Raw genomic sequence first — 13,710 nt, 5'->3', positions numbered from 1 at the left:
TAAACTACTTTATTAACAGATAAATTACAAGGATAAATCTCAAAATTGTAATTTTGTACTCGTGAAAAATATTCTAAACACCATAAACTCTCCCCAAGACTTAAAAGGTCTTTCTATTCTAGAGCTAGAACAATTAGCACAGGAATTAAGACATTTTATCATCAATATTGTATCTACCAAAGAAGGTCACTTGGGAGCAAGTTTGGGAGTTGTAGAACTAACCATTGCTTTGCATTATGTTTTTAACGCTCCAAAAGACAAACTAATTTGGGATGTAGGACACCAAGCTTATGGTCATAAAATACTAACCGGACGAAGAGAAAATTTTGAAACTAATAGACGTTTAAACGGTATTTCTGGTTTTCCTAATATTTTTGAAAGTGAGTTTGATGCTTTTGGAACAGGACATTCTTCAACCTCCATTTCTGCTGCTTTGGGAATGGCAATGGCTGCTCAAATTCTGGGAAACAAAACACAACAACACATTGCAGTTATTGGAGATGCTTCTATTGCTTCTGGAATGGCTTTTGAAGCCCTAAATCACGCAGGAGTTACCAATGCCAATTTATTGGTGGTTTTAAATGACAATGCTATTGGTATTGACCCTAGTATTGGAGCATTAAAGGATTATTTAACACAAACCAAAAACGGTAAAGAACTTAACAGAGATAATATTTTTGAAGCTTTAAATTTTGATTATTCGGGACCTGTAAACGGACATGACTTATCTAAATTAATAAGCGAATTAAATAGATTGAAAAATGTTGAGGGACCAAAATTCCTACATATTGTTACCACCAAAGGAAAAGGTTTAAAAAAAGCAGAAGAAGATCAAATTACCTACCATGCTCCTGGTAAATTTGATGCACAGACAGGAGATAGAATCACCATTAAAACAGAAAATAGTCCGCTAAAATATCAAGATGTTTTTGGACATACCATGATAGAATTGGCAGAACAAAATGATAAAATTGTTGGAATTACACCCGCAATGCCCACAGGAAGTTCTCTAAAATATATGATTGCAAAAATGCCTAACAGAGCTTTTGATGTTGGTATTGCAGAACAACACGCAGTTACATTAGCAGCAGGAATGGCTAAAGAAGGATTGATTCCTTTTTGTAATATTTATTCAACCTTTTTACAAAGAGCATACGATCAAGTAATTCACGATGTGGCTATTCAAAAACTACCTGTTATTTTTTGTTTAGACAGGGCAGGTTTGGTTGGAAATGATGGAGCTACACATCACGGAGTTTTTGATATTGCCTTTTTAAGATGCATACCCAATTTGCTTATTTACGCTCCTATGAATGAGTTAGATTTAAGAAACATAATGTATACAGCTCAACTAGGACTAAATCTTCCCATTGCCATAAGATACCCTAGAGGAATAGGTGAAATAATAGACTGGAAACAACCTTTTGAAAAAATTAAGATGGGTAAGGCAAAAACCCTTAAGAAAGGAACAGTAACTGCAGTCTTAAGTATTGGTACCCTTGGGAATATTGTTAATTTTGCCGTAGATAAATTACCTGTTTACAAAAAAGAACAGGTAGGACATTACAATATGCAGTTTATTAAACCGTTAGACATAAAATTATTGCACGATATTTGCAGAACATACGATACCCTACTTACCTATGAAGATGGAGTTATTAATGGTGGATTTGGATCTGCTATAGGTGAGTTTGTATTGAAAAACAACTACACTACAAAAGTTAAAATGTGTGGTATTGGAGATTCTTTTATAGAACATGGCAAAACACAAGAATTAAAAACATTAGCAAAAATTGACGAAGCATCAATTTTAAACACAATTTTATCTACCTTATAATGGCTATTATATATTATCTCTCTAGTTTTTTAACCACCAAAAATAATACTCTTATAACCGTATTGTTTTCGCTTCTTTTTAGTTTTAAAAGCTATAGTACTATCTCTTTTTATAACGATACAATCCCTACACCAAAAGCTATTACTGCCATAAAAAAAGTTTTTACAAAAAAAAGAAAAGACTCTATTCGTGTAGCCAAAACCGAGAAAAGAGATACTATAAAACAAATCTTAAAAGAAAGTGTAAAACCCAATTATTGGAAACTAACTCATAAACCAGGGCTATTGCTTACCCAAACTTCTTTTTTAAACTGGACAAAAGGGGGAAACAATACCATTGCTGGAATTATTTCTTTTAAAGGAGACTATAATTATAAAAAAGGACAACTCTTTTGGAAAAACGCTGTATTATTTAAGTATGGTATTAGTAAGGAAAACGGTTCTGAATATTCTCAAAAAACAGATGATGTTATTGATTTAAAATCGAGTATTGGATATAAAACTGAGATTGAATCTAAGTGGTATTATTCTGGTGAATTTAACCTGACCACTCAATTTGGAAAAGGATACAAAGGAAACGACAGAACTACTGTCATTTCAAACTTTTTTGCCCCTGCCAGAATGCGTTTAGGAGTAGGTGCTGTGTATACTGATGAAGATGACAACTTTAAATTTCATTTATCTCCTTTAACCAATCAGGTTACTTTTGTATTAGATCAAAAACTGGCAGATAAAGGAGCTTTTGGTGTTGAACCTGCGGTTAAAAATGATCAAGGTGAAATTATCAAAGCAGGTCAAAATATCAATTCAGAATTTGGAACTTTAATTCGTATAGAATATAAAACCCCTATTATGAAAAACATCAATTTTGGTTTAAAAAGTTCTTTCTACTCTGATTATTTAAACAAGTTTGGAAATGTAGATAGTGACATAGAAATTAATATTGATATGAAAGTCAATCAATTTATAAGTTCTTCCATCAGCTCGCATTTATTGTATGATGACGATGCCAAAATACTTCAAACCGATGGAACATTACTAGGACCTAAACTACAGTTAAAACAAATTTTAGGAGTTGGTGTTACTTATGCTTTCTAATTTGCTATTACTATTTTTCTAGTAAAGCTTTTTCCATCACAATAAATTTTTACCAAGTACACACCTGCTTGAAAAGGAACCGAAATACTTTGGAAACTTCCATTTGTTGGGTTTACTTTATGCTGTGCTATCGTATCTCCATTTATTGTAACAATAAAAAGATCAAAAACAACATCTATATCAGACAATTCTAACTCTAATAGTTGATTTTCAATTAAATTTGTATTTAAAATCACTTTGTTTTCTAAGCTTTTATTATCTGTAAAACCTAACGATTCTCCAAAACTACCTGTAAACAAACCTCTACCATAAGTAGCTGCTAATACAGTATTATCAGAAGTACGCATATTAAAGCTAGTAACTTTTACACTAGACATTCCGTTTTGTGACTGCACCCAGCTTGGACTTTCTGATAAAAAGTTGGCTGTTCTCCAAACCCCTGCATTGGTTCCTATAATTACTTCATTTTTATCACCAGGGTTCACCTTTATTGCCTTTACAGGAATATCAGGAAAATCTCCATCTTTTTCCAACCATGTTTCCCCTCCATTAGAAGAGTAATAAATATTATTAACTCCATAGTTATGTAATGTTACTAGAACTTCATTCTCATTCGCTCCAAAGTCAATGCTAGAAACAGAACCTGTATTAATAGTACCATTAGCATCAATATTTTCCCAAGTAGGGTTGCTTGTATTAAAATTAGTAACTTTTAAAATAGTTCCTCCTTCCGTCCCTATAAATACTGTTGATGCGTTGGTTGTATATGGAGATACCTTTATGGCTGTAGGAGATTCAAATAAATTAAAATTGGTAAATGTTTGTTTTTGAGGAGTCCCTAGTAAGTTCGTATATCTATGTATTTTTTCATTACTACCAGAAGTTCCATCTGCGTATAATATATCTAAATTATCATCTAAATCAGCAATATTCACAAAACTTCCAGAATCCTGATCGTCAGAAATTTCAATTAAATCATCTGAATCAGCAAAAGGAATAGGATAAGCTGCATAAACATTATATACATAAGATACTATTAAATAAGCTCCATCTTTGTCAATAAAAGTTTCAATACCATCACCTCCATAAATATCTACAAAAGTATTTGTTCCTGTATTTACATTAAAGCTTAAAGGACTTGTACTTGTATACCCTAGTAAAGATCCGTTATCTTGTGCCCCCCCTAACAACATCTCGTTGTTTTTATCTTGACTAATAGCCCCTGAATAAAACTGAGTAATATTATATCCACTATTTCTACTCTGTATAGCTGTTGTACTATTGGCAGCTATACTTGCATTGGAGCTGTAATAAATACCTCCATCATTTGCAAAAACAACTTTGTTATTGTCTGTAGGGTTAAATGTTACAGCATGATGATCTGCATGTACCTGAGAAACATTTAAATTCTTTAGATTATTATTATTGGACCATTTAGAAATTTGTGACCAAGTAGTTCCTGAGTTTATAGAACGAAACAAATCTATTCCTCCTGCATACAAAACAGCATCATTGGTCGGATCTACTTCTAGTGTTAAATTATAAAACCCTTGATTTCTTGCAAAATCATTTGAAGAAATCTCTGTATCCGTATCATTAGGCCTAGCTATTGATTCAAAAAAAGTACCATTGGTTGTTTTTACCAAATCTACACTTGTACTATTATTGGTAGAGGCTAAAGCATAAATTGTATTTGCATTTTGTTTAGAAACAGCCAACTCTACTCTACCTCCATTTGTAAAAGAATATTTTTCTGTAAAGTTTTCACCATCTGTTGTTCTAAAAACTTTTCCTCCTCCGTCTCCAAAAAGGTTGTCTTTTGTGGCTACCCATATAGAATTATCAGCCGCTACCTCTACATCACTAAAAACATAGGGAGAAGGACTATCGTCTGTCGTATTAAAAGAAATTCTATTCATGGAACTTCCATTTACTTTCCACCAGCCGGATGCTTGGTACCCTACAGGATCCACGTCATACTGCCCATCTAAAGAAAAAAACAATTCTGTAGTACCATTGTTGTTCCATGTTAAAATTTGATTTACATAATACACTCTTTGTATTTCGGACACACTTAAATCGGGTCCTAAAAACTTAGACCAAGTATTACCCCCATTAGTTGTAATCCAAATTCCATTTCCCACACCATCATCACCTGTATAAGCTTCACCAGTACCCACATACCAAGTATTAGAATTGTTAGGATCTATAGCATAACAAGAAACTGATAAATTTTCATCTATACCTACCTGAACCCACATAGAGTTTACGTTAGAAATATCGTTGTTTACCCACAAACCACCTGAAACTCCTCCTGCAAAAACACGTTTTCCTGAAACATCATTAGGGTCGTAAAAAACAACTCTTGTTCTCCCTCCTATATTATTAGGTCCCCTTTCTTCCCAAGCCATTTCTTCATTTTGTCCAGGAACGGCAGAAAAACGTTGATTTCCTTTGTTTTGAGTTCTTATAGCTTCTAAATTTTCTGGATATGTTTTTCCTGTCACCGGATCCATCTCCAATAAATATTGCTGATCAAAATACTTATTGGGAGGAATTCCCATTTTTTTTCTATCTCTTTTGGTCAACTTTAACCGTTCTTGTCTAGGGTGATTCTTAACCAACTCCTGAAATTCTTTTTTAGAAACATGAAGTTTATCATAAAGTACAATAACAACTAATAAACAAAGTAAAAAAGGAAATAAGTAGCGTAATAATTTTCTCATAGATAGTGTATTATTGGAGTGTATTGTAACTTAAACAAGTTAAGACACAATTACCCCACTAATTTTTTTATGAACTAAAATAGCATAACTGTCTGACATTCCTGCTATATAAGAACAAACATTCATAATACGTACGTATAAACTATCTGATGGGTTTTTAAATTCTTGCGGTAACATCATTAAAATTAGCTTGTCATAATTAGAAGCTTTAGAGTTGTAAGAATGATTTACAGCATTGATAAATACATCTAACAAATCTGCAATTACCTTGTAACCCGCCACTTCTTTTTCTATTACACTTCTACTATTGTAAATTTTATCTACACTTAATTTGATGATATCATTTATTTGCGCTTCGTATTTGCACTTGTCTAATAACGATTTCTCAAAAGTTCCATTTAATATAGCTTCTTCATTTTCTATAAAAATAGTTGCTGCTTGCTCTATTAAAGTACTAATTGCCAAAGCTCTTAAATAACTAACTCTGTCTTTTTTTAAACCTAAAGAATGGTATTTTTTGGTATCTATTTTATCTTGAACTAACTTAATCATATATTCTAAAGCAAACTCTTCATCTACCAACCCTAAGTTAATTCCATCCTCAAAATCTATAATAGTATAGCAAATATCATCTGCAGCCTCTACCAGATAAGCCAACGGATGCCTGTAATAAGCAATATCATCACCCGATCTCATTACTTTTAATCCTAAGGTTTCTGCTACGTCTTTAAACTTATCTTTTTCCGATTGAAAAAAACCAAACTTTTTGTCTACAATATGTTTGGTCGCTTTTTTAGGCAAAGACTCTTTAGGGTATTTCATAAAAGTTCCTAGAGTTGCATAAGACAATCTAAGTCCGTCTTTTACGCCAGTACCATCTTGCGTTAGAATTTTAAATCCATTGGCATTTCCTTCAAAATCAATTAAATCTTGCCATTCTTTTTTGCTTAAATCTTCTTTGTATTTTTGACCAGCACCTGAATTAAAATATTCTCCAATAGATTTTTCTCCACTATGTCCAAAAGGAGGATTTCCAATATCGTGAGACAAAGCTGCTGCTGCTACAATGGCTCCAAAATCGTTAAAAGTATATCCTAATTCTTTTAAATACGGATGTTTTTCTAGCAACTGTTTCCCTACCACTCTTCCCAAAGAACGTCCTACTACAGACACCTCCATACTATGTGTTAAACGCGTGTGTACAAAATCAGTATCCGATAATGGAATTACTTGTGTTTTGTCTTGCAAACTTCTAAATGCTGATGAAAATACAATTCTATCAAAATCTACTTCAAATCCTAATCTTGTTTCGTCTTGGTCTTTTCTAAATCTACCGTTGGTATCTCCCGCTCTCTTAAGTGATAATAATTGTTCCCAGTGCATGTTTAAAATTTAAATGAAAGTCCAGCTACTAACTGAAACCCTTGAACTTGATAATTTGTGTAAGATTGGTAGTTGTTATCTAACAAATTGTAAATGTTTACATGTGCATTTAATCTTTTGTTAATTTTGTATCCACCTTTTACATTTAGGTCTAAAAACCCATCTAATTTAGTAGGTTGTCCTTCTACCAAATCATCTCTACCATCTATAATATTTACTCCTACTTGTCCAAACCACTTATTATGTGTGTAGTTTGCATAGGTTTCTATAGTCATGTTTGGCAAGTTCCAAGCTTCTGCTTGCACGTCTGGACTGTAACTGTTAACTGTTGCCAACACTCCACCTGTTAGCTGTTTAGAAAACATCATTTCTATAGCTCCTTTTAAAGAAAAAACACTTACATCATCATAAATTACAGCAAAACTATTTCCTAATTGAAAAGGTTGAGTTACTGTATCCTCACTATTATAATGCACAAACAAGGCTTTGTTTTTTACCTGCTTATAACTAGCTTCTGTACTATAAGAAATGGTTTTGGTTAACTTTCCGTCTAAACCTACAAATACATCTACAGGAGTTGCCGTTGTTTTAATAACTGCCGATGGTGCTATAAAAGGATTTTTACTTGCAAGGCTTTCGTAACTATTTTGATCTAAATTACTTCTAATTCCTCCATGTAAAATCATAATATCCTTGATTAGATTTACATCTGCTTGAATACTTGGTAATATCCAGAATTTAGAGGTTGATGCTTCTGTATTAGAGTTTACAAATAAACCCAATGCTACATTTAACTGAAAGTTATCTGCTTGATAATTATAAGAGGGAGTAACTCCTAAGTTAAAAAAGCTATAATTAATATTGGTATTGTCTAAATACGTTTGGCCAAAACTTCCATTTAAATATTCAAAATTCACGGTAGCTTCTATATAATCTTTAAACATCGATTTGTTTAAAACAGCAGCTACATTAAGGTCTATTTCAGAACTTTCAAATCCATCAGAAAAGAAATTTATAGAGGGTGATAAACTTTTAACTTTTGCATTTTTATAATCTATAATTCCAGAAAAAGTTAGTGAATTATACACTTGTTCTACATCTTGATTTTGATAATCTACTTCTGGAATACCGGCATCTAAACCATACCAATGAATTCTATTTCTTTCAAAATTAGCTTCGGTTTTCCAATTGTATTTTTTATTATTTTTTGCTAAAAACAAATCAATATTAGATTTCCATTGTCCGTTATCTACACGTTCATTATCTATTCCGTTTTGACTATTATAACTAGAAAAATCTATTCCGTACGTGTATCCATTTACGGCATTAGGCCTAAGCATTACTTCAATTTCTCCATTTCCATACAAACCTAATGCTCCGTATAAATAACTTCTATAATTTTTAGGCTTAGGATCATCTATATTTACATAAGCCGCTTGTTTGGTGATAGGCACAAAATCTGAAGGAACTTGCTTTGGATTAATCGTATATTCAATTTTTTGTTTGGCAAATTCTTCTTGTCCGTTTGGAACCGTTTTTAGTTTAAATACATCGGTTAGTGTTGGGTTAAAAGAGAACTCTACAACTACATCTTCTTTTTTAATATTGTCTTCTTTTGTTTGCGCATATATATGTACAGCTCCTAAAAACAGAGCGATTAGTATCCATTGCTTTTTCATCTTAAATGTTGTTTGTAGCATTGTTTTGTGTTTCTCCTTTTAATTCCTCTTCAGCATTTTGGGGTTTGTATTCTTGTAACAACTCCTTTGCTTCTTCTACCAAATCATCATATTCTTTTACATTGCTAATAATATTATTTAAAATAAAATTAGCTTGAAAATCATCTTTTAATGCATGAAAATTTTGTGCCATTAACAACAATCCTTTAACTCCCCAAAATCTATAAGCCTGGTATTTACTAGCTAAAATCTGAATTTGCTCATTCGATTTTTGATAACTTTTATCTTTGTTTAAGAAAAATGCTTTGTAATAATTTGCTTCTGCTTTTACACTCCCTTTCCCTATGTTTTCTAGTTCTTTATAGTAGTTTTTAGCCTTTGTAAAATCATCTAATTCAATTGCGCTTCTAGCTCCATAAACATAGGCATCTGCCACTGCTTGTTCAGAACTTTTGTTATTTCCTAACACCTTTTTAGTATAATCTAAAGCCTTTGCAAATTTGTTTTCTTTGTAATAAAACTTCATCAAATTACTTTGAGCATACACTACATTTTGAGTATTAATAGCATCTGTTTCTATTTGTAGCAACAACGTACTTGCCAACTCCCACTCCTCTTTTTCTAAGTAAATTTGAGATAATCTATTTAGTGCAACCTCTGTATATTCATTTGCATTTACTTTTAAAACCTCTTTATACTCTGGAACGGCATTTTCTTTATTGCCTGAATTAAAATAGGCTTGTGCCAAATAAAAGTGAACCGTTAGTGCATGAATACCTTGAGGAAAATTGATTAAATATTTTTTAGAACTTGTAATGGCTGCTTTTAAATCATTTGCTAGATATTTGTTCTCTGCAGCCTCAAACATAGATCTATCAATATCTTGATCGGATATGTTTACAAATTCTAATTTTTTAACCCACGCAGCATACTCATCTACTTTGTCCATTTCTTTATAAACTTGTTCTGCCATTTTTACTGCCTGAACCGCTTCTCCTGTTCCTGGATAGTTAGATACTAAATCTCTTAAAACGGTAACAGACTCTTGATTCTCGTTAGAATTAAACAACACAATTCCTTTTTTAAGTTTTGCTTTTACGACCAACGGACTCTTTGGATATTTTTTAATCAATTCGTCAAACACCTCAATTGCTTCTTTGTTTTTATTCTGATTTACCAACATGTTTCCTAACTGATAATAAGAATCGTCTAAATAAGCCGAACGTGTAAATTGGGTCTGAATTTCTTTTAGCGTTGCTTTCTTTTGCTCATTTTTGCCTAAAAACCCATATGCCAATGCTTTTTGATGCATAGCATAATCTACCTGACTTTGGTTGGCTTTAATTACTTGATTGTAATTTTCTAAAGCACTCCAATATGTTTTGTTTACAAAATGACAATCTGCAATTCTTAACACTGCATTTCTCTTTTTGATTGTATTGTTAGATATCTTTGTGTATTCAGTAAAATAATTCAACGCATCGTTGTATTTTTTTTGATGAAATAACGCATAAGCCAAGCCATAAACTCCATCAGCATATTCAGACAATTTTTTATTATTGGTCTCTTTTACAAAAGATGTGTAATAATAATCTGCTTCTTTATAGTTGTTTAATTCCGACAACATTTCTGCTTTCCAAAACAATGCTCTATTGGTTATTGTTTTGTTGTTGTACAGTTCTGATGCTTTTGAAAAATAAGATAATGCCTCTTGTATTTTATTTTCGTTATACAATTCAAAACCTCTTTCTAACAATAATTCTTGATATTGAGCATCTTTCACCAATCTTTGCGAATTGTAATAAGCCAATGCTCCTTTAAAATCTTTTAATTGTAAATATGCATTTACAATTAATCCTTCTATAGCACTTGCTTGTTCTGCATTTGGATATTTATCTACAAAAGCTTGTAACACCTCAGAACTACTTTGGTAAGGATTCCCTATCTCATAACTTAACTTTGCGTAATTTAAAAAAGCATCTTGCTGTACAGTAACATCAAACTCCATTTCTGATGCATTTTTAAACGCATTTAAAGCTTGTGTTTTTTGATTCTTCTTTAAATAACAATCTCCCAAATGGTAATGTGCATTTTGAGAAACACCACTTTTTTCATCGGTAATTTTATTAAAGTTTTCAATCGCTTTGTCATATTCTTTTAGCTTATAATAAGCATATCCTAAAAAGTAATAATCAACCTCTGTTAATCTTCTTTGCCTTCCTTTGTATTGCGTTAAATAATCAATTGCTTTGTTATAATTCCCTAAATAAAAATACGATTCTCCTATAATTTTAGCAGTTTCAGATTGTTCTATTCCAGAGGTTTCTTCGTAATAACGTTCTCCTAAACGAATTACCTCTTCATACTTTTTTTGCTGATAAGAGACAATCAACAATTGGTAAGAAGCCTCTCTATGGTATTTTTTGATGTTTTTAATTTTATCAAAATGAAAACTTGCAGATGCATAATCTTTGTTTTGTACACCAATGCTTCCTAAATAATAATGTGCTTCGTTTTGATAAGCTCCACTTTTAGAAATAGGCAACAAATATTCCTTAGCCTTTGTGTAATTTTTAGTTTTGTAATTGGCAAAAGCCAATTTGTAATTGTAATTGGTTTCTTGTTTATTGGTTAATGCTTTAACATCTATTTTTTGAAACCACTCTAATGCTTTTTCATTTTGTTTGTTGGCAAAATAATAATTAGACAAAGCCAAAATTAAAGCTGTTTTATCAATAGAGTTTGGATGTTTATTTAAATACAACTCTGTGTGTTTTCCAGCATTTTTTTCATTTAATTCCAACGCTGTTAATAGTTTATATTTTTCTAAAGCAATACTTTCTTGAGTTTCTAACTCCTGAACTTCTTTAAAATATTCTTTAGCCAACGCATAATGGTTGTTATCAAAAGCCTGAACTGCTTTTGTATACCACTTTAAAGACGATGTTGATTGATAGCTGTTTTGTGCCATACCGGATAAAGCCACCGTAAACACTACTGTTAAAGATAGCAAAAATTGTTTCTTCATATATCTAGACCTAAATTTTCAATGATTAAAAATAAATAATATCCCTGTGAATTAACGGAAACATTGCCTATTTATTTGAAAGACTCTATTTCAATTCTTATCTAGATGATTATTTTAAGTTTCATAGATTTTTAAATATGTTTGTAAAAACAATCATCATTATGTCTCAACCGGTTTTACAGTTAAAAGATACCAATATTTTTCAGGACAATATTCTGATTTTAAAGAACGTGGACTTTGAAATTATGCCTGGAGAATTCTTTTACTTAATTGGTAAAACAGGAAGTGGAAAGAGTAGTTTGTTAAAAATACTCTATGGTGATTTACCTTTGACTAGCGGCTTGGGTGAAGTGGTAGATTTTGATTTACCTAGCTTAAAAGAAAAACAAATTCCGTTTTTAAGACGAAAAATAGGAATTGTGTTTCAATATTTTAAATTATTAAATGATCGTAGTATACACGACAACTTACTTTTTGTATTAAAAGCCACAGGGTGGAAAGACAAAACTTTGATGGATACCAAAATAAATGAAGTTTTAGGAAAAGTTGGTTTGCAGGAAAAAGGCTATAAAATGCCATATCAAATTTCTGGAGGAGAACAACAACGTATCGCTATTGCCAGAGCTATGTTAAACGACCCTGAACTAATTATTGCGGATGAACCTACCGGAAACCTAGACCCTAAAACATCTATGGAGGTTATGGAGTTGTTGAATGAAATTCACAAAAGTGGAAAAACCATCTTAATGGCAACTCACGATTATTCGTTAATTTTAAAATATCCGCAACGTACGTTTAAAGTAGAAAACGGAGAGGTGTTTGAAGTAGCCCACCAACAACAAAATAGTTAAAGAAGATCTATAATTTTTTGAGCATTGTGTTCTGCTTTAAAAGTATTTAAGACGGTTTTTCTTTTTTCCCTATCTTCGTTTAAAAATGAAGAACTATCAAGTAAATTTAGTTCCTTTATAACAGACTCTATCGTATCTGCCTTAAAGCATAAATTCTCTAAATCTGTATTTTCTATCATTTTAGAATTGGCTATAACAAACCTACTATTGGTTAACGCATTTAGTAATTTTAATTTAATTCCTGTTGCCTGAAATGTGAACAATAAATTTATTTTGGCAGAAGCCAATAACCTTTCTAGTTCATTTTCTTTCCTTAAAGTATTTAACTCAACATTATCATACTCCCTACAAGCATGTTTAATTTTTTTACCAACGGTACTACTTGCTATTATTAATTTATACTTGGTATTTTTAACAACTTCAATTGCTAATAATGCAGCTTTTATATTATCACTAACTCTCAAGTCTCCATGCCACAAAACAATATTTTGTTCAGGTTGTAAATCCTTAAATTCACATTGAAAAAACACAGGAATATAATTAGATTTAGAACCATATTTTTTAAAAAAATAATCCTGCTCAATTGGAGATATACTTAAAACAACATCTGCTTTATTTAAAATAGATTCATAATTTTTAAGTTTATATGCTTCTATTTTAAAAAAAACTTTTTTAAAGAAATTAGACTCACTTTTAGCCAAACCTTTATAGTAATTATGCTCTATATTATGAGCTCGCACAATGGTTTTAACTCCAACATTCACTAATTTTTCTAAGCCCGAAACAGAATGCAACCCCTCAAAAAGAACAGGGAATTTATTTCCAAGCAATCTCTGCTTCAGTAAAATATTATCTCTAGTTTTTACAATAAATGGAGTCGTTGATAAAAACGATTTTAAAAATGATTTTCTTGGATAATAATAAACCTCTTTGCAGTATTTTTCTAATTCAGTTTGTTGCCCTCTACCATATTCAAATGTGTGTAAAATTACATCTACCCCTAAACTTTCAAATGCTTTTATCTTATAAAAAACATCTATAACCCCTCCGTAGTTAGGAGGGTATGGCACATCAAAAGAAACAATTTGAATTGTTTTAATCATCAATAT

The 13,710-nt window shown here is 31.5% G+C and carries 8 protein-coding genes; 3 read left to right on the top strand and 5 right to left on the bottom strand.

The window, feature by feature from the left end; genetic code table 11:
• Positions 1–61: 61 nt before the first annotated feature.
• Together FHR24_RS02725 and FHR24_RS02720 are read left to right on the top strand one after the other, a co-directional pair.
• On the top strand, positions 62–1,837 hold the full coding sequence (locus tag FHR24_RS02725) for a 1-deoxy-D-xylulose-5-phosphate synthase (RefSeq protein ID WP_167183512.1): 1,776 nt from the start codon (positions 62–64) through the stop codon (positions 1,835–1,837).
• Complete coding sequence (locus tag FHR24_RS02720; protein WP_167183509.1) at positions 1,837–2,934, top strand: DUF3078 domain-containing protein; 1,098 nt, start codon at positions 1,837–1,839, stop codon at positions 2,932–2,934. The genes FHR24_RS02725 and FHR24_RS02720 overlap by 1 nt, the downstream gene beginning before the upstream one ends.
• Here FHR24_RS02720 and FHR24_RS02715 read toward each other — a convergent pair.
• From FHR24_RS02715 to FHR24_RS02700, 4 genes are read right to left on the bottom strand one after another with little or no spacing between them, the layout of a single operon-like run.
• Entirely contained in the window at positions 2,931–5,660 is a 2,730-nt protein-coding gene (locus FHR24_RS02715; protein ID WP_167183506.1) for a T9SS type A sorting domain-containing protein, read from the bottom strand. The genes FHR24_RS02720 and FHR24_RS02715 overlap by 4 nt on opposite strands.
• A gap of 39 nt (positions 5,661–5,699) precedes the next feature.
• Positions 5,700–7,043, bottom strand: coding sequence for a deoxyguanosinetriphosphate triphosphohydrolase (locus FHR24_RS02710; protein WP_167183504.1), 1,344 nt, complete (start codon positions 7,041–7,043; stop codon positions 5,700–5,702).
• Positions 7,044–7,045: 2 nt separating this feature from the next.
• The gene (locus tag FHR24_RS02705) at positions 7,046–8,722 is read right to left on the bottom strand and encodes a TonB-dependent receptor (protein WP_167183502.1); all 1,677 of its coding nucleotides are present in this window, start codon (positions 8,720–8,722) and stop codon (positions 7,046–7,048) included.
• 1 nt (position 8,723) lies between these two features.
• The gene (locus FHR24_RS02700) at positions 8,724–11,750 is read right to left on the bottom strand and encodes a tetratricopeptide repeat protein (RefSeq protein WP_167183500.1); all 3,027 of its coding nucleotides are present in this window, start codon (positions 11,748–11,750) and stop codon (positions 8,724–8,726) included.
• Between the two features lie 161 nt (positions 11,751–11,911).
• Here FHR24_RS02700 and FHR24_RS02695 point away from each other — a divergent pair, with 161 nt between their 5' ends.
• Positions 11,912–12,601, top strand: coding sequence for a cell division ATP-binding protein FtsE (locus FHR24_RS02695; RefSeq protein ID WP_167183498.1), 690 nt, complete (start codon positions 11,912–11,914; stop codon positions 12,599–12,601).
• Here FHR24_RS02695 and FHR24_RS02690 read toward each other — a convergent pair.
• A complete protein-coding gene (locus FHR24_RS02690; protein ID WP_167183496.1) occupies positions 12,598–13,704 on the bottom strand; it encodes a glycosyltransferase family 4 protein in 1,107 nt (368 codons plus the stop codon). The genes FHR24_RS02695 and FHR24_RS02690 overlap by 4 nt on opposite strands.
• Positions 13,705–13,710 lie beyond the last annotated feature (6 nt).

It is taken from the genome of Wenyingzhuangia heitensis, from assembly GCF_011762155.1.
Lineage (GTDB): Bacteria > Bacteroidota > Bacteroidia > Flavobacteriales > Flavobacteriaceae > Wenyingzhuangia > Wenyingzhuangia heitensis.
The sequence above is the reverse complement of the archived record's forward strand: the minus strand, read 5'-3'. Positions and strand labels throughout refer to the sequence as shown.

What these genes read in the sequence shown, in the direction of transcription:
- FHR24_RS02720 (WP_167183509.1), top strand. Translation starts at nt 1,837, where the DNA reads ATGGCTATTATATATTATCTCTCTAGTTTTTTAACCACCAAAAATAAT.
- FHR24_RS02715 (WP_167183506.1), bottom strand. Translation starts at nt 5,660, where the DNA reads ATGAGAAAATTATTACGCTACTTATTTCCTTTTTTACTTTGTTTATTA.
- FHR24_RS02710 (WP_167183504.1), bottom strand. Translation starts at nt 7,043, where the DNA reads ATGCACTGGGAACAATTATTATCACTTAAGAGAGCGGGAGATACCAAC.
- FHR24_RS02705 (WP_167183502.1), bottom strand. Translation starts at nt 8,722, where the DNA reads ATGAAAAAGCAATGGATACTAATCGCTCTGTTTTTAGGAGCTGTACAT.
- FHR24_RS02700 (WP_167183500.1), bottom strand. Translation starts at nt 11,750, where the DNA reads ATGAAGAAACAATTTTTGCTATCTTTAACAGTAGTGTTTACGGTGGCT.
- FHR24_RS02695 (WP_167183498.1), top strand. Translation starts at nt 11,912, where the DNA reads ATGTCTCAACCGGTTTTACAGTTAAAAGATACCAATATTTTTCAGGAC.
- FHR24_RS02690 (WP_167183496.1), bottom strand. Translation starts at nt 13,704, where the DNA reads ATGATTAAAACAATTCAAATTGTTTCTTTTGATGTGCCATACCCTCCT.